This is a genomic window from Azospirillum sp. A29 (genome assembly GCF_042604625.1).
Classification (GTDB): domain Bacteria; phylum Pseudomonadota; class Alphaproteobacteria; order Azospirillales; family Azospirillaceae; genus Azospirillum; species Azospirillum palustre.
Map to the genome: position 1 here is coordinate 251,666 of NZ_CP170466.1, position 21,222 is coordinate 272,887.

Annotated in this window: 19 protein-coding genes; 13 read left to right on the forward strand and 6 right to left on the reverse strand. The window is 68.3% G+C overall.

All coding sequences use genetic code 11. The annotated features are described in order from the left end of the window. Window positions 1-37: 37 nt before the first annotated feature. Together purN and purM are read right to left on the reverse strand one after the other, a co-directional pair. A complete protein-coding gene (gene purN / locus ABNQ38_RS16045) occupies window positions 38-703 on the reverse strand; it encodes a phosphoribosylglycinamide formyltransferase (protein WP_377809263.1) in 666 nt (221 codons plus the stop codon). Between the two features lie 21 nt (window positions 704-724). Further along, window positions 725-1,786, reverse strand: coding sequence for a phosphoribosylformylglycinamidine cyclo-ligase (gene purM, locus ABNQ38_RS16050; protein ID WP_377809264.1), 1,062 nt, complete (start codon window positions 1,784-1,786; stop codon window positions 725-727). 97 nt (window positions 1,787-1,883) lie between these two features. Here purM and ABNQ38_RS16055 point away from each other — a divergent pair, with 97 nt between their 5' ends. The 7 genes from ABNQ38_RS16055 to ABNQ38_RS16085 all read left to right on the forward strand — a co-directional run bounded on the left by ABNQ38_RS16055 (window position 1,884) and on the right by ABNQ38_RS16085 (window position 9,229). Then, on the forward strand, window positions 1,884-3,254 hold the full coding sequence (locus ABNQ38_RS16055) for a DUF2066 domain-containing protein (RefSeq protein ID WP_377809265.1): 1,371 nt from the start codon (window positions 1,884-1,886) through the stop codon (window positions 3,252-3,254). Next, a complete protein-coding gene (locus ABNQ38_RS16060; protein WP_109446365.1) occupies window positions 3,251-3,811 on the forward strand; it encodes a CDP-alcohol phosphatidyltransferase family protein in 561 nt (186 codons plus the stop codon). The genes ABNQ38_RS16055 and ABNQ38_RS16060 overlap by 4 nt, the downstream gene beginning before the upstream one ends. Then, window positions 3,808-4,875, forward strand: coding sequence for an AI-2E family transporter (locus tag ABNQ38_RS16065; protein WP_377809266.1), 1,068 nt, complete (start codon window positions 3,808-3,810; stop codon window positions 4,873-4,875). The genes ABNQ38_RS16060 and ABNQ38_RS16065 overlap by 4 nt, the downstream gene beginning before the upstream one ends. Window positions 4,876-4,888: 13 nt before the next feature. Next, window positions 4,889-5,611 (forward strand): DnaA ATPase domain-containing protein, encoded by a 723-nt coding sequence (locus ABNQ38_RS16070; RefSeq protein WP_377809267.1) that lies wholly within the window; start codon window positions 4,889-4,891, stop codon window positions 5,609-5,611. A gap of 23 nt (window positions 5,612-5,634) precedes the next feature. After that, window positions 5,635-6,414, forward strand: coding sequence for an SDR family oxidoreductase (locus ABNQ38_RS16075; RefSeq protein ID WP_377809268.1), 780 nt, complete (start codon window positions 5,635-5,637; stop codon window positions 6,412-6,414). A gap of 217 nt (window positions 6,415-6,631) precedes the next feature. Beyond that, window positions 6,632-7,120 (forward strand): MarR family winged helix-turn-helix transcriptional regulator, encoded by a 489-nt coding sequence (locus tag ABNQ38_RS16080; RefSeq protein ID WP_377809269.1) that lies wholly within the window; start codon window positions 6,632-6,634, stop codon window positions 7,118-7,120. Window positions 7,121-7,603: 483 nt separating this feature from the next. Continuing rightward, window positions 7,604-9,229 carry an ATP-binding protein gene (locus tag ABNQ38_RS16085; protein WP_377809270.1) on the forward strand — a complete coding sequence of 542 codons (1,626 nt, stop codon included), beginning with the start codon at window positions 7,604-7,606 and terminating at the stop codon, window positions 9,227-9,229. Window positions 9,230-9,337: 108 nt separating this feature from the next. On the opposite strand, the gene hutG is transcribed toward ABNQ38_RS16085, so the two are convergent. Beyond that, window positions 9,338-10,162 (reverse strand): N-formylglutamate deformylase, encoded by an 825-nt coding sequence (gene hutG, locus ABNQ38_RS16090; protein WP_377809271.1) that lies wholly within the window; start codon window positions 10,160-10,162, stop codon window positions 9,338-9,340. Between the two features lie 380 nt (window positions 10,163-10,542). On the opposite strand from hutG, the gene ABNQ38_RS16095 reads away from it, so the two are divergent. The 5 genes from ABNQ38_RS16095 to ABNQ38_RS16115 are packed head-to-tail and all read left to right on the forward strand — an operon-like array spanning window position 10,543 to window position 15,650. Continuing rightward, window positions 10,543-11,046 (forward strand): hypothetical protein, encoded by a 504-nt coding sequence (locus ABNQ38_RS16095; protein WP_377809272.1) that lies wholly within the window; start codon window positions 10,543-10,545, stop codon window positions 11,044-11,046. Window positions 11,047-11,077: 31 nt separating this feature from the next. Next, window positions 11,078-12,295 (forward strand): hypothetical protein, encoded by a 1,218-nt coding sequence (locus ABNQ38_RS16100; RefSeq protein WP_377809273.1) that lies wholly within the window; start codon window positions 11,078-11,080, stop codon window positions 12,293-12,295. A 43-nt stretch (window positions 12,296-12,338) separates the two neighbouring features. Next, entirely contained in the window at window positions 12,339-13,595 is a 1,257-nt protein-coding gene (locus ABNQ38_RS16105) for a glycosyltransferase family 4 protein (protein WP_377809274.1), read from the forward strand. Then, window positions 13,588-14,589, forward strand: a complete 1,002-nt coding sequence (locus ABNQ38_RS16110) for a hypothetical protein (protein WP_377809275.1) — start codon at window positions 13,588-13,590, stop codon at window positions 14,587-14,589. Before ABNQ38_RS16105 ends, ABNQ38_RS16110 begins: the two co-directional genes overlap by 8 nt. 11 nt (window positions 14,590-14,600) lie before the next feature. Then, window positions 14,601-15,650, forward strand: a complete 1,050-nt coding sequence (locus ABNQ38_RS16115) for a glycosyltransferase family 2 protein (protein WP_377809276.1) — start codon at window positions 14,601-14,603, stop codon at window positions 15,648-15,650. On the opposite strand, the gene ABNQ38_RS16120 is transcribed toward ABNQ38_RS16115, so the two are convergent. The 3 genes from ABNQ38_RS16120 to ABNQ38_RS16130 form a co-directional block, all read right to left on the reverse strand. Continuing rightward, entirely contained in the window at window positions 15,560-16,027 is a 468-nt protein-coding gene (locus ABNQ38_RS16120) for a helix-turn-helix domain-containing protein (RefSeq protein ID WP_109051699.1), read from the reverse strand. The genes ABNQ38_RS16115 and ABNQ38_RS16120 overlap by 91 nt on opposite strands. Window positions 16,028-16,161: 134 nt before the next feature. Then, window positions 16,162-16,956: a glycosyltransferase gene (locus ABNQ38_RS16125; RefSeq protein ID WP_377809277.1), complete on the reverse strand. Its 795-nt coding sequence runs from the start codon at window positions 16,954-16,956 to the stop codon at window positions 16,162-16,164. Beyond that, window positions 16,953-19,775 (reverse strand): SLBB domain-containing protein, encoded by a 2,823-nt coding sequence (locus ABNQ38_RS16130; protein WP_377809278.1) that lies wholly within the window; start codon window positions 19,773-19,775, stop codon window positions 16,953-16,955. Before ABNQ38_RS16130 ends, ABNQ38_RS16125 begins: the two co-directional genes overlap by 4 nt. Window positions 19,776-20,094: 319 nt before the next feature. On the opposite strand from ABNQ38_RS16130, the gene ABNQ38_RS16135 reads away from it, so the two are divergent. Then, on the forward strand, window positions 20,095-21,129 hold the full coding sequence (locus tag ABNQ38_RS16135; RefSeq protein WP_377809279.1) for a histone deacetylase family protein: 1,035 nt from the start codon (window positions 20,095-20,097) through the stop codon (window positions 21,127-21,129). Window positions 21,130-21,222 lie beyond the last annotated feature (93 nt).

Consider the following 21,222-nt stretch of genomic DNA (forward strand, 5'->3'; position numbering starts at 1 on the left):
CCATGCAGGAAGAGTGGCGATCGGAAGGGGGAGGGGCCTAGAGCGGTTGGTTCAGCGGCGGGTTAACCAGGGCCGCAAGCTCCGGAGCCGGACCGTCGATCCGCACCAGATCGCCATCGACTCGGGCGCGGCCTTCGGCGATCAGTCGAACGGCATGCGGATAAAGCCGGTGTTCCGATAAAAGGACGCGGTCGGCCAGGCTGTGGCCGTCGTCGCCCGGCAGGACCGGCACCGCCGCCTGGGCGATGATCGGACCCTCGTCCATTTCCGGACGCACGTAATGGACGGTGCAGCCATGGAAGCGGACACCGGCGGCCAGCGCCCGCTCATGGGTGTCCAGCCCCTTGAAGGAGGGCAGCAGGGACGGGTGGATGTTGATGAGCGCGTTGTGCCATTGCTTGACGAACCAGGGCGACAGCAGGCGCATGAAGCCGGCAAGGCAGACCAGCTCGACACCGGCCTCGCGCAGAGCGGCATCCATCGCCGCCTCGAAGGCCGGCTTGTCGCCGGGATAGTCGCGGTGGTCGACCACCGCGGTGGCGATCCCGGCACCGGATGCACGCTCAAGGCCGAAGGCATCGGTCTTGTTGGACAGCACCAGCGCGATCTCGGCCGGGAAACCCGGCGCGGTGCAGGCGTCGATCAACGCCTGCAGATTGCTGCCGCGCCCCGAGATCAGGACGCCGAGCTTCAACTTGCTCATCAACGAATCCTTAGGCGTCCCTTACGCGGTCCAGGCCGCGTCCATGCCAGTGACGGTCACGCGGGCGTCGCCGTCCTTCAGGGCGGTGACGGTGCCGACGGTGAAGACCGTCTCGCCGCCTTCGCGCAGGATGTCGATGGCCTCGGCCGCCTTGTCGGCCGGAACCACGACGACCATGCCGAGGCCGACGTTGAAGGTGCGCGCCATCTCGTACGGAGCGATGCCACCGGTCTTCATCAGCCAGGAGAAGACGGGGGGCAGGGTCCAGGCCGAGGCGTCGAGAACGACTCCCAGCCCGTCCGGCAGGACACGCGGAATGTTCTCGATCAGGCCGCCGCCGGTGATGTGGGCCATGGCACGGACCGTGCCGGCGCGCACCGCCTTCAGCGTGCTCTTCACATAGATGCGGGTCGGCGTCAGCAGGGCTTCGCCCAGCGTCTTCGAGGCATTCCACGGGCAGGCTGAGTCGTAGCCGAGGCCCGACTTCTCGACCAGCTTGCGCACCAGCGAATAGCCGTTGGAATGCACGCCGGTGGAGGCGAGGCCGAGGACCACGTCGCCCGCCTGGACGGCGGAACCGGTCAGGGCATGCTGGCGTTCCACCGCACCGACGGAGAAGCCGGCGAGGTCGTAATCGCCTTGCGCATACATGCCGGGCATCTCGGCGGTCTCGCCGCCGACCAGCGCGCAGCCGGCCTGACGGCAGCCTTCGGCGATGCCGGCGACGATGTCGCGGCCGGCGGCCACGTCGAGCTTGCCGGTGGCGTAGTAATCCAGGAACAGCAGAGGCTCGGCGCCCTGCACCACCAGATCGTTGACGCACATGGCGACGAGATCGATGCCGACCGTGTCGTGACGGTTGGCGAGAATCGCCACCTTCAGCTTGGTGCCGACGCCGTCGGTCGTCGCGACCAGAAGCGGATCCTGGTAGCCGGCGGCGCGCAGATCGAACAGCGCGCCGAAACCGCCCAGGCCCGCGTCGGAGCCTGAACGCGCGGTGGAGCGGGCAAGCGGCTTGATCGCTTCGACAAGCGCGTTGCCCGCATCGATGTCCACACCGGCCTGCTTGTAGGCGTCGGACATGTTATAGGACTGGGTGCTGATGGTATCCTCGCTTGGGCTGAGCTATATACCGGGCCTTGGGCTCGGGCCGAACATACTCGAATCGGAAGGCTTTGCAATGCTCCACCGCCGCCGCGCGCCGCTCCTCGCCGGTCTTGCTGCCATGTCCACCGCTCTGGTCGTTACGATGACCGGGCCGGCCGGGGCGCAGACCGGTTCCCCGCCGCCGGCCGCCACCTCCGCTGCCGCCGCCCCGTCCGCTGCAGACCCCTTCGCGGTGTCCGGCGTCCGGGTCGACATCAACGGCAGCAATCCGACCACCGTGCGCGACCAGGCGATCCGCGAGGCGCAGGCCAAGGCCTGGACGGAGCTGTACCGCCGGCTCGTTCCCGGCGGCGGCAACCCTCCGCGCCTGTCCGACGGCGAGATCGCCAGGCTGGTCCAGGGCTTCGAGATCGATGAGGAGAAGGTGTCGGCCAGCCGCTATGTCGGCGCCATCACCGTGCGGTTCCGGCCCAATGCGGTGCGCGATGCCCTCGGTCAGAGCGGCGGTGCCGCCCAGTATGTGGAGCCGCCGTCGCGGCCCTTCGTCATCCTGCCGGTGACGCTGAGCGACGGGCGCACCATCCTGTGGCAGGACCGCACCCCGTGGCGCGCGGCCTGGGAGGCGCGGCAGCCCGCCGCCTCGCTGGTCCCGCTGGTGGTGCCGGATGGCGAACTGTCCGATGCCCAGGCGATCAGCGGCGAGGACGCCGTCGCCGGCAATACCGACGCGCTCGCCCGCATCGCCCAGGCCTACAAGGCGGGCGGAGTCGTCGTCGCCCGCACCGATCTTCCGGCCAACGGCCCCGATCCGGCCCGCGGCCTGACGGTCGACGTCACCCGTTACGGGCTCGACGGCACGCGCGAGAACCAGACGGTGCAGGTGAAGGGCGGCGGTACCGCCGACGAATTGCTGAACCGTGCCGTCGCGTCGGTCGGAACGCAGGTGGACGATTCGTGGAAGCGCGAGCACACCACCGCCACCGGTCCGGAGCAGAGCATCCTCGTCCGCGTGCCGTTGACCGCGGTGAACGACTGGGTGGAAACGCGCAAGCGGCTGTCCGCAGTCAATGCTGTGACCCGCAACACCCTGATGTCGATCACCCGCAGCGAGGCGCTGATCACCCTGACCTATCGCGGAGCGCCGGAACAGCTGGCCCAGGCGCTCGCCCGCCAGGATCTGAGCTTCGCGCATGCCGCGCCGCCCGTCGCCGCTCCTGTTGCCGCCGGTTATCCCGCGCTGCCGGCTCCGTCGGCTGACTGGCAGCTGACGCTGCTGCCGCGCGGGTCGGGTGCCGCGTCGGCCGGTGCCGTTCCGTCTGCGGCCTCGCCGATGGCCTCCCCGACATCGCTGTCGCCGTCGGCGCCGATGGACGCGGGTGCCGTGGGCACGATGGGCGCGCCGCCGCGCAACCTGGGAACGCTGCCGGCGAAGAGCGCACCGTGAGCGTACCCAACATCATCACGTTCCTGCGCATCGTGGCGGTTCCGGCCGCGATGTACATGATCCTCACCGGCAGGATGGAGTGGGCCTTCGCCCTCTTCGTCGCCGCCGGCCTGTCCGATGCGCTGGACGGCGCCATCGCCCGCATGTTCCGCGCGCGTACGGTGCTCGGCGGCTATCTCGATCCGCTGGCCGACAAGGCGCTGATCGTCGGGGTGTACATCGCCCTGGCCTGGGTCGGCACCATCCCCTTGTGGCTGGCGATGATGGTGGTGTTCCGCGACATCATGATCATCGGCGGCGTCATCCTGCTGTTCACGCTGAAGGAGACGCTGGCGATGCAGCCGCTCTACATCAGCAAGGTGAATACGGTGGTGCAGATCGCGCTGGCAGCCGCCGTGCTGGCGCCGCCGGCACTGGGGCTGCCGGACATCCACCTGAACGGCTGGGAACTGGTCGATGTGCTGGTGTATGTCTGCACGGTGACGACGGTGCTGTCCGGTGTGATGTACGCCCGGCGCGGCGCCTTGCTGTTCAACCGGCTCGGCGGCGTTCCGTGACGCCGGCCAAGCAGCTCCGCTTCTGGCTGATCGGCTTGGGGCTGTTCGTTTTGGCGCTGTGGCTGCTGGCCGACATGCTGCTGCCCTTCGTGGTCGGGCTGGCCATCGCCTATCTGCTCGACCCCGCGGTCGACAGGCTGGAGGCGGCGGGGCTGCCGCGCTGGCTCGGCACCACGCTGGTGCTGCTGGGCTTCGTGCTGGTCATGGTGCTGATGGCGCTGCTGCTGCTGCCGCTGGTGCAGGGGCAGGTCTCCCATCTGCTTGAGGTTCTGCCGAACTATGCGACCCTGGCGAAGGAGCGGTTGATTCCGGCATTGAACCGCTTCATCCACCGTCTGCCGGCCGACGATGTCGAGCGGCTGCGCGCCGCCGCCGGCAATTACGCTGGCGAGGTGGCGGGCCTGGTCGGCCGCATCGTCACGCGCATCCTGTCGGGCGGGCTGGCGCTGTTCGACATCGTCACGCTGATGTTCATCACCCCCGTCGTCGCTTTCTATATGATGCGCGATTGGGACCTGATGGTGGGCAAGGTCGATTCCTGGCTGCCGCGCCAGCATGCGGAGACGGTGCGCGAGCAGGCCCGCGAAGTGAACGTCACCCTGTCCGGTTTCGTGCGCGGGCAGGCGACGGTCTGCGTCGTGCTCGGCGTCTTCTATGCGCTGGCGCTGTCGGCGGCGGGGCTGGATTTCGGGCTGGTGATCGGCCTGATGGTCGGGCTCCTGTCCTTCATCCCCTATGTCGGCACTCTGTTCGGCTTCGTCGCCAGCACCGGCCTTGCCCTGCTGCAGTTCGACGAGTTCTGGCGTGTCGCCATCGTCATCGGCATCTTCCTGTTCGGGCAGGCGGTGGAAGGCAATGTCCTGACGCCGAAGCTGGTGGGCGACAAGGTCGGGCTGCATGCGGTGTGGGTGATGTTCGCACTGCTGGCTGGCGGCAGCCTGTTCGGATTCGTCGGCGTGCTGCTGGCGGTGCCGGTCGCCGCGGTGATCGGCGTGTTGACCCGCTTTGCCTTGCGACAGTATCTCTCGAGTCCGTATTACCGCGGCACCGACGCGGAACGCTGATGGGTGTGTCCGCATGAGCTTGCCGGCGCAGATACCGCTCGATCTCGGGCACCGGACGGCAATGGGCTGCGAGGATTTCCTCGTCGCACCCAGCAATGCCGATGCCGTGGCGTGGCTGGACCGCTGGCCGTCCTGGCCCGCCCCGGCACTGACGCTGTACGGACCCGCCGGCTGCGGCAAGACTCACCTGTCCCAGGTCTGGCGCGCCCGCAGCCATGCCCTGGTGACCCGCGGCGATGCCCTTGAGTCGGCAACGGTGCCGTCCCTGCTGGCCCCCGCCAACGCGGTGGTCGTCGAGGATGCCGACATGGTTGCCGGAAAGCCGGAGCGGGAACAGGCATTGTTCCATCTCTACAACCTCGCCCGCGAGCAGCGGGGCCATCTTTTGCTGCTGTCGCGCAAGGCGCCGTCGCACTGGCGGACGAAGCTTCCCGACCTGCGGTCGCGCATCAAGGGCGCGCCGGCTGTCGAGGTCCGGCCGCCCGACGACGCGCTGCTCGCCGCGGTTCTGGTCAAGCTGTTCGCCGACCGCCAGTTGCGGCCGGGGATGGAGGTCATCACCTATCTGCTGGCGCGGATGGAGCGATCACTCGATTTCGCCCGCCGTCTGGTGGCGGCGCTGGACCATGCGTCGCTGGCCGCCCATCGTGGCGTGACCGTGCCGTTGGCCCGGGAAGTCCTTTCGGAACTGCAACGGACGGAACCGCAACGATCCGGTTCCAAAACGATCCTCTGATACCGACAAGGGAAGAGACGACCATGGATTTGGGTATCGCCGGCCGCCGCGCCATCGTCTGCGCCGCCAGCAAGGGGCTGGGCCGCGCCTGCGCCTTCGCGCTGGCCCGCGAGGGCGTGCATGTCACCCTGACCGCCCGCAACGCCGATGCGCTGGAGGCGACCGCCGAGGAGATCCGCAAGGCGACCGGCGTCACCGTCACCACCGCCGCCGGAGACATCTCGACGGAGGAGGGGCGGGCCGCGGCGCTCGCCGCCTGCCCGGAGCCGGACATCCTGATCAACAATGCCGGCGGCCCGCCGCCGGGAGACTTCCACGACTGGGACCGCGAGGATTGGATTCGCGCGTTGGACGCCAACATGCTGACGCCGATCTTCCTGATCAAGGCGACGGTGGACGGCATGATGTCCCGGGGGTTCGGCCGGATCGTCAACATCACCTCGGCCGCGGTTAAGGCACCGATCCCGATTCTGGGTTTGTCGAACGGTGCCCGCACCGGTCTCACCGGCTTCGTCGCCGGCCTGTCGCGCCAGACGGTGAAGCACAACGTCACCGTCAACAATCTGCTGCCCGGCCCCTTCGAGACCGACCGCCTGCGCAAGACGATGGAAGGCGGTGCCAAGGCCGGCGGACGCAGCATCGACGAAGAGATGGAACTGCGCCGCAAGTCGAATCCCTCCGGCCGATTCGGCGATCCGGAGGAATTCGGGGCTGCCTGTGCCTTTCTTTGTGCCGCAAGCTCCGGTTTCATGACCGGGCAGAACATCCTTTTGGATGGCGGAGCTTTCCCCGGCACGATGTAACCTGCGGTATCGGGAGACGGGCCGCCGCCGCGTCTCAAGTTTGTCTCTCCAATTCGCAATAAAATCCGCCCATCGTCACAGGCCATTAAGAAACGGCGACGGGAAGGGGTGCTCCAGCATCGGCTTGGGCGCCGCTTCCCCGGTCCGCCGGTCGGCAAAACGCGGCAGTGCCGCGGCGACCGGACAACGGCTTTTGCGAGCCACTGGCACAGGAACGATGAGCATGCAGCAGAGTGTGGCGGCCCCCGCGGTCTACACCGACCTTGGCCGCGTCATGGAAAGCATCACCCGGCGCTTCCTTGACGTGCTTCGGATGGAACTGGCCCGCATCGGCGTGACCGACCTCAGCCCGACACAGGCGCTGATGCTGCTGCATATAGGCACCGAGGAACTGTCGGTCCGCGACCTGCTGGAGCGCGGCTATTATCTGGGCTCCAACGCCTCCTACAATCTGAAGCACCTGGTGGAAGCGGGCTATGTCGACCGCAGCCCGTCCCAGCGCGACCGGCGGGCAGCCCGGCTCAAGCTGTCCGACCAGGGGCTGGCCACCTGCGAAGCGCTGAAGAAGCTGGAAGCGACGCGCGCCGACAGCCTGCTGCGCACTGACAGCGACGGTGCCGACTTCGAGACCACCTATCGCACGCTGCGCCGGTTGGAGCGCGCCTGGACCGACCTGATCCGCTATGACGACGCCGATCCGGCCTGACACATTCCTGCGTTCGACACGTAACTTTCCAACCTCCTGTCCGTTCGATCTGTGTCCGGAATGGAACACCCGAGTCCAAAACAGGAACATAGAGAGAACTGTCTTGTTGCCGTTCCGTGTCCGTTCTGGTAGTTCTATCAGAACAAGACGCGAACAACGGAGGTTGGCATGTCGGTTCTGGCTTTCCTGCGCGAATGCATGACCCTCGCCTTTTTCCTGGCGGTGCTCTATGGCTGGGCCACGGTCGGCCCGATTCTTCTCGGCTGAGGATGGCCGGGATGCGCCCGAGGGTTTCGGGGGCGCATCCCTTCGAAAGAGGTCCCCAAAGGGGGAATGCCGCGTCGGTATTATATCCGAAATCCCAGCCCACCCCGGCCGGCGCAGCGCTTACATCGGGAACACGCGGACCCGTCCCTGGCCCATTCGAGAAGCCGAAAGGGGGCCGGTTCCGCGAACGCCGACAACGCGTGGGGATTGGGACGGATGCGGAATTTCTTTCGAAAGCGTCGTTCGGCCGCTGTGGCCGACGAGCGCATGCCGGCTGCCGGTGGCGGCCTTGGTTCGAATCCGCTGACCGGCGGACCGGGCATGGGCGGTTCCGGCGTTGCTGGGCCTGGGATGGGCAATGCCGGGGCCGGTGGCTTTTCCAATGGACCGGGATTCGCCCGGCCCGGCGGGGCTCACCTGCGTCCGGTGGACGGCAACATGGGTGGCGGCATCGGTGGCCGTGCCGGATTCGAAGCGATGCGCGGTCCGGCCGCGCCGCGGTTGCCCGATATCATCGACAACGAGGCCACCGGCGACCGCCGCGGCCACATGTTCCCGCAGCCGGGTGGCCAGGATGCCGAGGGCGAGCACGACCTGCCGCGCTTCACCATGTCGGTCAACGGCGGCTATCGCGGCGGCATGGGTGCCAATGCGCCGGCCATGCTCAAGGGCCTGACGCCGGAGCTGAACGGCCTGCTGCGGGAAGCCTTCACGCCGACCCGGCCGAAGCAGCAGCTGAACGGTCTGTTCATCGGCCGCAACGACACGCTGCGCCGCATCATCTCGGCCATCGAGGAGGAGCGGGCGCACGTCATCCTCTATGGTGACCGCGGCCGCGGAAAGACCTCCGTCGCCAACGCGATCGAGAAGATCGCCGGGCAGGCGGGCTATCTGTCGCTGAAGCTGACCTGCAGCGGCGAACTGAGTTTCGAGGATATCTTCAGGCACTTCCTGAAGAAGATCCCGTCGACCTATTACCGTTCGGCACTCGACAATCCGTTCGCGGCGCGGCGCAACTTCGCCAGCCTGAACGAGCTGCTGCCGGACGGCACCTTCAGCGTCACCGAGCTGAACGAGGTTCTGTCTGGCATCCACGCCACCCATGTGCTGCTGATCCTGGACGAGTACGACCGCGTCCAGGACGAGGACTTCCGCAACAAGCTGGCGGAGCTGTTCAAGAACCTGACCGACAGCTCGATCCCGGTCACCCTGCTGGTGGTCGGCGTCGCCGAGAATCTCGACCAGCTGCTGGGCAAGCATCCGTCGATCCAGCGTTCGCTGGTGCCGGTGCATCTGCCGCTGATGACCGATCAGGAGATCGGCCGGCTGATCCAGGCCGGTGCGCAGAATGCCGGTATCGAGTTCGCCCCCGACGTGGTGCGGCGGATCGCGGAGTTCGTGCGTGGCCTGCCCTATTACGCCCAGCTTCTCGGCCTGCATGCGGCGCGAAGCGCCGTCAGCCGCGGAAGCAAGCTGGTGGAACGGCCGGATCTGGGCTATGCCGTCGCCCGCTGCCTGCAGGAAGCCGAGCGCGGCATTGTCGAGAGCTACGCCCGTGCGCTGGCCGCCGACCGTCGGGCCGAGCTGGAGGACGCGCTGCTGGCTGTGGCGCTGTGTCCGGCCGATGCCTATGGCGTGTTCGATCCCAACGATCTGGCTGGTGACAGCGGAGAGTTGCCGAGCGCCTCGACGCTCGACCTGCTGAAGCGCCTGACGCGCGAGGACCATGGCGGCGTCCTGGCCCCGGTGGTCGAGCCGGGACTGGAGCGCTATCGCTTCCGCAACCAGATGATGCGCCAATATGTCCTGATGCGTCAGGCCAGCGAGCGCGGCCAGATCTGATCCATCCCCGATCAGGCCGTCCTTCGGCCCTTCCCCGGCGACGGGGGAGGGCCACTCTTTCATGGTGGACCCTTTTGCACAGCGGGTCTCTTGGCAGGCGGTGAGGCGTTACAGGAACGCCGCCCGCCGCTGGCCGCTGGCCTTCTGCCATGCCCATTCGACCACGACGCTCAGCAGCCGCTCCAGCGACGGCTTCACCTCTGCCGCCAGCGCCGGGCGGAAGTGATACGGAGAGTCTTCGTCCATATAGGTGGACTGGGTCAGTTCGAGCTGGATGGCGTGGATGTTCTCTTCCGGCTGGCCATAGCTGCGGATGATGAAACCGCCGCGCAGGCGGCCGTTCAGCGCGGCTGAATAGCGCTCCGATGCCGAAAGCACATTCATCAGCCGGACGACCAGCGGCTGGGCGGCGCTGCTGCCGTCGCCGGTGCCGAGGTTGAAGTCGGGCAGGGTGCCGTCGAAGAAGCGCGGAACCGTGCTGCGCACCGAATGGGCGTCGAACAGGATCGCCACGCCATAGCGGTCGCGCAAGGCGCGCAGCTCGCTGCGCATCTGCTCATGATACGGACGCCAATAGGCGCCGAGCCGCCGCTCGATCTCCGCACGGTCGGGCTCCAGTCCCGGTCGATAGATCGGTGCGCGGTCGAACGTCGTCAGGGGGCAGATTTCGGTGGGGTCCTGCCCCGGCTGCGGCACGACGCCGTCGGGATCGCGGTTGAGGTCCACCACATAACGCGAGCACAGCGCCGTCAGGAAACCGATTCCGAGCGCGGGGGCGAAGTGGTACAACCGGTCCAGATGGCGGTCGACGTCGGGCTGCGCCAGTCCCTCCGGCGTCATCGTTGCGGCGATGTCCGGCGGAATCATGGTCCCGACATGCGGAATGCTGAGCAGGACCGGGGTTTCGCCCGGCTGGAAGCGGAAGGTTTCCATGGCTCGTCTCGTCATCGGAACGGCTTGCGCCGCACTGTGTGCAGTGCGGCAGGGCCAGCGGTGGGACTATGACGGGCGGTGCAGCACCCCGTCAAACAGATTGCGGTTTTTTGAAAGAGTGGGGGTGCCGGGTTGGTGGAAACCTATCCTTACGCGTTCCATTTCCTGCTGCGCCCGGCAGAATTGCCGGTTGACCTTGAGCTGCGCTTGCCGGAAACTTTCGCGCAATCGGCGACCGCCCAACAGAAGGCGTCGCCCCGCACCGGACACAGCTGTTCCTCGGATAGTTCCCAGGCGACCGGACAAAAGACTTCGACAACACACGGCGCCCCGATTTCGCAGCCCCGGTGACGAAGCAACGCAGCAGGGGAGAAGCGACCATGACCACCGCCACCCGTCTTGGCACGGCCATGCCCGGCCGGCGCCAGATCTTGTTGCCGCTTGCGCTGGCCCCGGTCGCCGGCTGGGCCGTTTGGGCTGCCGGAACGCCGGAGGCGCCGAGCCACCCTGCCGGCCCCTTTCATCTGCCGCTGGACGAGTCCACGGCGATCTGGCGCGACCTGGGCGCCGTGCGGATGGGCGGTCTGGCCGGCGATCCGCAATTTCCGGTGAAGGTGTCGGCGTTGGACGGCCGGCCGGTCACCGTGCGCGGCTTCATGGTGCCGCTGACCGACGGCGCCGCCCACAACCGCTTCATCCTGTCGGCCAATCCGATGGGCTGTCCCGCCTGCGAAAGCCCAGGACCGGCGACCATGATGCATGTCCACACCGCCATCGCCCTGCCGGCGACGCGGGAACCGCTGACCCTGACCGGAACCTTGCGGCTGCGCCCGCAGGAGGGATTGTTCTATCGCCTGGACCGTGCCGAGCAACGCTGGGCCTGAGCCACGCGGCCGATTTCCGCGAGGGGCGGCCATGACGGTGGCCGCCGCACGGATGGGCGCGCTGTCGATGGCGGCAGCCCTGCTTGTCTATGGCGGCCTCAGCGTGCCGGCGCCGCCGGCCCTGCGAGGGGTGGAACTGTCCATCGGCCTTCTGATTCTGCTGTCGATCGGCTGGAAATGGTCTCTGGCGGTGGCGAGCGGTCATGCGCTGCGGACGTCGCCTGACAGGGAATGGATGTCGGTGGCGGTTGCGGCATTCGCCTGGCTGCTGTGGGTGCCGCTGCTGCGTGGGGCCGCGCTAGGGTGGGACGCGGTCGACATCCTGCGCGACGTCGTGCCCCTCTTGTACCTGTTCCTTCCCGTGCTTCTGGTGCCGGCCCTGCGCGCCGCGGGGCGGACCGCCGTGCGCGCGTTGGCCGGTGGGCTTGGCATTGCCGGCCTGCTGCTGGCCTTGCGCTGGTGGCGGCAGGCGGATTGGGGGTTCGGCGCCATCGGACAGCGGGCGATGGCCGACGGTGGCGCCTATCTGCTCAATGCGCCTGCGGTGCTGTTCGCCGCCGTGGTGCTGCCGGCGACGGCCTTGTCGCTGATCGGCATCGGCGGCCGGTTCCGCCATTGGCTTGCCGCCATTCCCTGTACCGTCGGCGGGGCTCTCTGCCTTGCCGCGCTGGCCGGAGCGGTCCACCGCACCGCGCTGGGGCTGGCGCTGCTGGCGCTGGCGCTGATCGCCCTGTGGTGGGCGGGGCGGCAGGCGTGGCTGGCCTTACCTCTGCTGATCGGTCTGGGGCTGGCGGCTGCCGTCGGTGGGGACGCGCTGGTCGGAGCGTGGCAGCAGGCGGCGGAGAAGACGCGGCTGACCGGAATCAATGCCCGGTGGGAAGAGGCGGCGGCGGTGATCGAGCATGCCGTCGCCTCTCCCTGGGCTCTGCTGTTCGGCGACGGTTGGGGCGCGCGGATCGCCAATCCGGCGGTGGGCGGCTGGCGGGTCAGCTATACCCACACGCTGGCGAGCTACAGCCTGCTGAAGACCGGTCTGTGCGGCTTGGTGGCGCTGGCGGCCTATCTCGGCGCGCTGGTCAGGCCCTGGTGCGGGCTTCTGGCGGCCGATCCACCGCTGGCCCTGGCGGTGGTGCCGCCGCTGGCGATGGCGCTCTGCCTTCACACGAGTTTCAAGTACCTCGACACCGGCGTCATTCTATCCCTGATGCTTTTGGCGGCCGAATGCAGGAAGGGGTTGTCTGATTCATAGAGGATCTTCATACTTTCGCGTGTAATTAACGCTTCGGTGCGCCGTGCTGCTCGACCGACCGTCCATAATTTTCGTCAACCGGGTGTTCCCGCCTGACCGCGGGGCGACCGGACGTTGCCTGTCGGATTTGTCCGGGCGAATTGCGGCCGCGGGCTGGCGGGTGACGGTGGTTGCGGATGGCGAGCCGGTCGGCGACAAGGCGCCGAACTGCGCTGTTCCGGACGGGGTCACGCTCATCCGCACCGGCCGCAGGGTGGCGGAGGGTGAGCGGCCCGACACGCGCGCCTATCTCGACTCGCTTTGCCGACTCACGGTTCAGGCCCTGCGCCTGCCGCGCCACGACCTCGTCGTGACGATGACCGATCCGCCGATGCTGGCGCTGGCCGGTGCGGTTTTGGCTGCGCGCCATGGTGCGGCGTCGCTGCACTGGTGCCAGGATCTTTACCCGGACCTTCTTCCGGTGCTGGGCGTGCGGATGCCGGACCTGCTCCTCCGCGTTGCCGGGCATGGCATGGCGCGGGCGTTGCGGCGGCAGGATGGGGTGATCGCCATTGGGCGCTGCATGCGCGAACGCATCGTCGCATCCGGCGTGGCGGCGGATCGGGTTACCCTGCTGCCCAACTGGCCCGATCCGGGGATCCGTCCCCTGGAGAAGGCCGGCAACAACGTCCGCCGCTCCCTGGGGTTGACGGAGGGCGACGGCCGTTTCCTCGTGGCCTATTCCGGGACGCTGGGGCTTGCCCATCCGATGGACGGCGTGCTGGAGGCGGCGGCCCGCCTGCAGCACAGCGATCCATCCGTGATTTTCCTGCTGGTCGGCGAGGGCAGGGGCTTCGCTGCGGTGGAAGAGGCCGCACGCCGCAAGGGCGTGCGCAATCTGCGCCGGCTTCCCTGGCAGCCTGCCGACCGGTTGGCGGAGTGCTTGTCCGCCGCCAACCTGCATCTGGTGGCGATGGACCCGGCGGCGGAGGGGATGTTGGTGCCGAGCAAGCTGGCCGGGGTGCAGGCGGCTGGCCGGCCCTGCCTGTTCCTGGGACCGGCCGGAAGCGAGGCCGCGGCCCAAATGGACGGATGCGGCATGGTGATCGACCCGTTCGATGGGGCCGCCATCGCCGAAGCCGTGTGCGCCTATGCCGCCGCCCCCGAGCGCTGTGCGGCGGAGGGGGAGCGCGCTGCCAGAAAGGCCGAAGCCTGGACGGCCGACCGCGCCGCCGCGGCCTTCGTCGGGTTGGCCGAACGTCTGGTCGAGGCACGCCGTGCCGTCCGGCCCCTGTTGGGGAGGCCGTTGCCCCATGCCTGACGGCGTCATCGCCCCGCGTGACATCCAGCCTCAGCCGCATGCCATGACGCTGGCTCTGCCGATGGCCGGAGGGGAGGGTGACCTGCGCAGCTTTGTCCGCACCCTGCGGACCGGCTGGCGCTGGTTGGTCGGCGGCTGGGTGGGCGGTCTGGCGCTGGCGGTGGCGGCTCTGTGGCTGGTGACGCCGGCCTATACCGCGGCAATGGTGATCGGGCCGACGGCCCGGGTTGGCTCCGCCGCGATGGGGGCACGGGTGCCGACGCTCAACGGCCGCGACTCCGCCGGTGTTGCCGAGCCGGGGGCGGGGGACGAATCGCTGTCCGACTTCGCCCGCTATCTTGAACTGTTCGGTTCGGGACCGGTGGCCGACCGTCTGGCTGCGGACCCGGCCATCCTGCGCGCCCTGTTTGCCGAGCGTTGGGATGCGGAGGCGGAGCGTTGGCGTCCGCCGCCCGGACTGTTCCCGACGGTGAAGCGGGCTTTTCTCGCAATGGTCGGGCGCGAGGATTGGGTTGAGCCGGACGGCGACCGCGTGGCGCGCGCCCTGCGTGATCGGCTGGTTGTCGACATGCTGCGGTCGGGTCCGATGCGGCGGATCACCTTCCGCCATGCCGACCGGGCGATTGCAGTGGAACTGCTCGGGCGGATTGCCGCGGCCACCGACGCCCATCTGCGGGCGGAAGCGGCCCGGCGCAGTGCCGCCCAGATCGCCCACATCAAGCTTCGTCTCGGTGCCGTCACCGTTGCGGAACACCGACAGGCGTTGAGCGACCTGCTGCTGGACCAGGAGCGGGTGGCGATGATGATCGGCGTCGATCTGCCCTTTGCTGCCGACATGATCCAGCCGCCGGCCGCCGCCACCCTGCCGGACTGGCCGAACCCGGCCGTGGTGATTCCGCTGGCCGGGCTGGTCGGGCTTGTCGCCGCCGGATTCGCCCTATCCGTGTCCCATGCCTTGCGGGAACGCACGACGGGGGTGGAGGCGGCGCCATGAGGATTTCCAACATGCCTGCGCCCGCCATGACCGCCATTCCGGTCTCCGTGGTGGTGATGACGCGCAACGAGGCGGCGAACCTGCCGCAGTGCCTGCCGCCGCTCGCCCGATTCGCCGAGTGCTTCGTGGTCGACAGCGGCAGCGATGACGGTACGCTGGACATCGCACGGTCACATGGCGCCCGCCTGGTTCCCTTCCGCTGGAATGGCCGCTACCCCAAGAAGAAGCAGTGGTGCCTGGATAGTCTGCCATTCGCCCATGACTGGGTTCTATTCGTCGATGCCGACGAGCGGCTGACGGCGGAACTGGTTGAGGAGATCGCCCGGCTGATGGCGACTGGCCCGGCCTGCGCGGCCTACTGGATCGACGGCAGGCCGGTCGTCCGCGGCCGGCGGCTGCGTTTCGGCTGCTGGAATCGCAAGCTTGCTCTGCTGGACCGTCGGCGCGCGCGCTTTCCCGATCAGCCCGACCTGGATATCGCCGCGATGTGGGAGGTGGAGGGGCATTACCAGCCGCAGGTGGCCGGCACGACCGGCCGGCTTCGCCACCCGATGGACCATGAGGATGCCAAGCCGCTCTCGGCCTGGTTCGACCGCCACAACCGCTACTCCGATTGGGAGGCGGCGATTCGTGCCGACGGTCGGATGGACCGCTTGATAACGGGTGAACCGGATGGCGGCTCCAGCGCCTTTCCCAGCCTCCGCGCTCTGATCGGCCGGCGCATGCAGAAGCGGCTTTTCCAGCGCCTGCCGGGCCGGCCGCTCTTGGCGTTTCTGCATGCCTATGTGCTGCGCCTTGGCGTCCTCGATGGCACAGCCGGGCTAGACCACGCGCTGGCGCGCGCGTTCTACTATTGGCAGGTCGGGCTCAAGATGCGGTCGGCGGCAATGGGGCCGGGAGCGTTCGACCGTTTCCCGTCCATCCGCGCCGCTTCCGAGTCTGTCCGGACTGTCCGTCCGGCCGGCGACCCTTACTCTTCGAGCAACGCGATCCGGTCGCCACCCAGCGCCTTCAGCAGGTCGAAGGTCCGCTTGCGCACACCCGGATCCTCGATTCGGTAATAGGCGCGCACCAGTTCCAGCGTCTCGCGGCGGGCCATCGATTCGAACTCGTCCGTCTCGCTCATCGCCTCGGCCGGGACTTCGGCGGCAATCTGGTCGGGCGACGGCATGTCGTCGAAGAAATAGCTGACTGGCACACCGAGAACCTGGGAGAGGTTGTAAAGGCGGCTGGCGCTGATGCGGTTCGACCCACGCTCGTACTTCTGGAGCTGCTGGAAGGTGATCCCGACCGCTTCGCCCAGCTTTTCCTGGCTCAGGCCAAGCAGGGTCCGGCGAAGCCGCAGGCGGGCTCCGACATGGATGTCGATGGGGTTGGGTCCTTCGCCGCGGCGCGACAGGGTGTGGGCGGGGGCGAGTTTGGTCTTGGTCGCGCTCATAAGTCGTACCTCGAAAGGAAAGCCAGAGGGAAGGCGCCGCGAGAATGCTTAGTTCAGAAAGTAAATTCTATGCAACCATTTGTGCGTATCAACGGTCCGTTTGGGTGGAAGGGGGAGGAAGAGAGCGAAAGACATTAAATTTCAGGGCATCGGAAACGTAATTTCGCGTATAGAGCGGGAAGACGGTGGCGTAATGCCAGTGCGACTCGTTGAACCATGGCGATCATTGCCGCGTGTGTGGCTCCATGGCTGAAATGCCTTTGTCGAATCGCTGTTTGCTCATGCCGGCCAGTGGTTGCGTCGCGCTGCGACAGGCCGCCTGCCGCGAACAGACAGACCGGCCAGTGCAGCCGTTCGGCCCGTCCGCGCTTCAGCACCGACAAGGTGAAGTCATAATCGGCCGCGATCCGGTAACCGGAGTCGAAGCGTAGTCCTGCCAGCGCAGTCACGGAGTAGATCATCGCCTGATGGTGGGTGAACATGCACAGCGATGCCCAGCGGTGGGAGCGGGCGCGCTTCAGCAGGATACGTCCGTCACCCAGCCGTTCCAGCGCATCGCCATAGAAAAGGGCGCAGTCGGGATGCCGGGCAATCGCTTGCAAAAGCCGCATGCCGCTGCCCGGCTCCGCCAGCCGGTCGCCGGCATTCAGAAACAGCACATGGCTGCAGCCCAGCCGGCCCGCGGCCGCGAGCGCATCGTTCATCGCATCGTACAATCCCGAGTCGCGGGCTGAGCGCCACCACAGCGGGACATCGGCATGGCCCACCAACCACTCCGCCGTTCCATCGGTGGAGGCGCCGTCGGCGACCAGCCAGACAATGCCGGGACCGAGCTGCTCGCGCAGGCTGTCATAGGTGTCGGCCAGTCCGGCGCAGTCGTTGCGGACCACGGTCAGGATGGCGAGTCGGGGCGGGGCGGGCGGCGTCATCGCGTGATCACCGAAATCGAGGCCGCCGTGATCGCCAGCTGGCTCAGGATGTTGCCGATGGCCTTGGTGGCGTCCAGCCCGTCGAAGGGGCGGGGGTCGCGCGGCACCACCAAGATCGACCCGGGTGGGATAACGTCCACCCGATGGTTCCAAGAGGACAGCGCCAGCGGCCGTGCCCGGCCGTCCGGCAGGACCAGGAAGCTGCGGCCGGTGTCGGCATCGCGGGTCGGGCCGCCCGCCTCGTTCAGGTAATCCTCGGCACCCTTGCCGCTGACGAATTGCGCGGCGGTCGGATGTAGAACCTCGCCCGACACCGCCACGGTCAACGGTCGCTTCGGGATCACGATCCGGTCGTCGGGTTCCAGCAGCGGGTCGAGAGCCGGCCGGCTGCGCAGGATAGCCGGGTCCGCTTCCACCACCACGCGGCCGAGCGGTTCGGCAGCGCGGAGTTGGGCGGCGAGTTGGCGGGCCAGCGCGACATTCTCCGCCTTCACCGGCTCGCCCTTCTCCACCTCCAGCGCCAGCGTGCGCTCCAATTCACGCGCTTGCAGCTGGAACTGCTCCTTCTCGCGGCGGCGTTCGCTCTCACGGGTCAGCACGGCTCCAGCCGGATAAGCGTCGTCGATCAGGCCGCCGGCCCGCGCGATCAGGGAGGACAGCGTCTCGCCGCGGCCGATGTCGTAGCGGCCGGGACGGCGCACCGCCCCCTCGATGGCGACCGCGCGGGCCTCCAGCGCCTGCGGACGCGGGTTGATCCGTAGTGCATCGCCGGGGCCGATCCTGCGGGTGCCGTCGCGGGTCAGGTCGATGGCGTTGCGTGTGCCGTTGGCGGTGGTCAGTTCCGCCACCGTGGGGTCGGCGTCGGTGGACAGCCCACCTGCCGCAGCGACCAGGGCCGCCAGCGGCGTGAGGTCGGCGACCGGATAGCCGCCGGGATCGCGCACGGCGCCGCGCAGCTGGACAATCCGCTCTCCGATCACTGCGACGATGGCCGGATCGAGCACAGCCGCCAGCATCGGCGGTTCGGACTCGTCGTCCGCCTTGCTGTCCGTCCTGGAGTCGGCGGGCTTCACCAGGCCACGGATGTCGTCGGCGGCGAACAGGTGAATGCGGTCTCCATCGCTCAGGGCACGGTCGGCACGTCCGGCGGCCACCTCCTGCGGGGAGAAGGGCAGATAGGCGCGGGTCAAGGTCCGCCGGTCATAGCGTTCGACGATGCCAAGCAGCGGATACACGTCGCGCTTCAAGGCCTTGCCCTCCGCCAGGGCCTGGCGCAGCGTGGCCCCTGCCGGCAACCGGCGGGTGCCGGGCCGGCGGACATGGCCGATCAGCTCGTACTGAGGCGCTTCCGATTCGACGATGGTCTCGCGCGCGCCGGCGTTCTCTGGACCATCGGCGACGGGATAGAAACCGGGCCGCGGCGCACCGGTCAGGCGAAGAACGGAATGGCGCAGGGCAAGCGGCAGCAGGTCCGGCACCGTCGCGAACAGGGGCGGGCAGGGGGTGCGGGAACCGGTCAGCGTGGCGGCAGCGTGCGCCTGCGGACCGGTAGCGAGGGGACCGGCCGGCTCCGCCGCCAGGATGCGCGCCAGCGCGACCAGACCGGGACAGGCATCCTGCGGTGGCTGGCGTTCGCCGCGCAGCAGGGCGAGCACTGCCTCCGACGTCAGGAAATCGACGTCCGCAGTCCCCAGGACATAGAGCGTGTCGCCGTCCGAAAGCTGCCGGCGATCGCGTCCGTTCAGAACGGCCGACAGGTCGACCGGACGCAGGCTGCGCGCCGCCGTGGCAGGGGCCGTGCTTTCCAGGGCGGCGAAGGGAAAATAGGCCGATGGGCGCAGATCCGCACGGGAAAGCAGTCCGGACAGGGATTTAGCCCGGGTCAGCGCGCGCGGGCCGGGACGAAGCACATGTCCGTCGAGCCGAACCTCACCGCGGCGGTCTTCCCGTTCCGGCGCAATCAACAGCAGGTCGCCGTCACCGAACCGCTTGGCGTCGGGATCGGCGATCTCCTCCGTCGCTTCCTCGCCCAACGGCCCGATGCCGAATCGCACAAGCCGGCCGCGGCCGGGCCGCAGCGCGCCACCGGCGAGGTCGCGCATCTCCGACGCCGACAAGGGGCCACCATCCGGCGGCAGTTCATAAATGCCCGGCCGTTTCACCGGTCCGGCAATCGCGACGGTGGCGCCGAGCGGCGGGACGAACAGGCGGTCACCGTCACGCAATGTCATGTCCGCATTGCCGGTGGCACCGGCGATTTGCAGGGCGTAGAGGTCGACCATGACCGCACCGCCGGACCGCATCAGCCTGACCGCGCGCAGGCTGCCGCCGCGATCCACACCGCCGGCAGCCGACAGCGCATCGAGCACGGTGGCGAAGGCGCTGATCTCCTGCCGGCCGGGGCGGTGGACGGCGCCGGTGACCAGCACGCCGATCCGCCGCACCTCCGCCAGCGAGGCGAAGGCATCGGTGCTGGGCCAAGTGGCGGCGACGGCGGCGGCCAAGTCGCGTCGCAGGGCGTCCAGCGTCAGGCCGGCGGCGGTCAGCGGCCGCAGATCGTCCACCACCAGCTGGCCGTTTCGGTCGACGGCGAAGCGTTTGCTGAAGGATTTCTGGCCGCGCAGGGTGACCAGAACGGTATCGCCGGTGTTCAGGACATAGTCGCCCTGGATGGCGCCGGGCGCGGCCTCGGCCGCCGAAGCCGCATCGGTGGCCGAGGCGAACAGGTCATAGCCGAACTGGCGCAACGCTTCTCCCGCCCGGGTGGAGAAGGCCGCCTCCAGGGGGGAGGCCGTCGATGCCGGCTGAGGCCGCGGCAATGGTGGATCGTCCCGCGTAGGCCCGGCGGCCGACACGACGCACGCCCACAGAATCAACGCCGCCCCGGGCGCAATTCGGGCGAATATCCTGTACGCAGCAGCCAACATGGATGTCAAACAACCCCAGCAACCACCCGCACAGCGCGAGTAATCCGCGCTGAACACTATCGCGTGCAATAGGCCGAAAGGCAATGGCCTGCGTCCGGGGCGCCATGCAAAAGGGTGGCATCCGCGGATGACGGGGCGGCGTTATGATGGGGCCGCCTTCCGCCGGTCCGAACCTTTCCGGGACGGCGAAACAGTCAAGGAAGCCAACGGCGTGATCGTCATCCACAGCGAAGAGCACCGGCTGCAGGCCGGCCGGTCCGAACTCAACGACGGCCAACTCGTTCCCTGCTACGAGAAGCCCGAGCGTGCCGACATCGTCCGGGCGCGGATCGAGGCGGTCGGGCTGGGGCCGGTGGTGGAGCCCACCCGTCACGGCATCGCCCCGCTGGAACGGGTGCATGACGCCGGCTACCTCGGTTTTCTCCAGACCGCCTGGGACGACTGGGTGGCGGAGCATGGCGCCGACATCGACGCGCTGCCACTGAACTGGGTGGCGCCGGGAATGTCGCGGCGTCGGGTGCCCCGCTCCATCGATGGGCGGCTCGGCTTCTACTCCTTCGATGCGGGGACGCCGATCACCGCCGGCACCTGGCGGGCCGCGACATCCGCAGCCGACAGCGCACTGACCGGCGCCGACCGGCTGCGGGCCGGCGACCGCAGCGCCTTTGCGCTGTGCCGTCCGCCGGGTCATCATGCCGGCCACGCCTTCTACGGCGGCTATTGCTTCCTGAACAACGCGGCCATCGCGGCGCAATCCCTGCGCGACGGTGGGGCTGCGCGCGTGGCGGTGCTGGACGTCGATTATCACCATGGCAACGGCACCCAGGAGATTTTCTGGGAGCGTGGCGACGTGCTGTTCGTGTCGATCCATGCCGATCCGGCCGACGAGTTCCCCTATTTCTGCGGTCATGCCGATGAGACCGGAGCGGGTGCCGGGGAAGGGGCGAACCTGAACCTGACGCTGCCCTGGGGGACCGACTGGAACGCTTACGCCCAGGCGCTGGCCGTTGCGGCGGCACGCATCCGCGAGTTCGGCGCCGACGCGCTGGTGCTGTCGCTGGGTGCGGACACCTATGGCGGTGACCCGATTTCCCGCTTCCGCTTGTTGTCGGAGGATTTCCTGCGCATGGGCGCCGCCATCGCCGGAGTCGGCCTGCCGACCCTTTTCGTGCTGGAAGGCGGTTATGCCGTCGACGATCTGGGCGTCAATGTCGCCAACGTCCTGACCGGCTTCGAGCAGGTCTGAGACGGAGGGGCGGGCCTAGGGACGGTCGCAGGGATGTCCATACCGTTGCCGGTGCGGACGAATCGTCCTAAATTGATGGGAAGTTCGGCATCT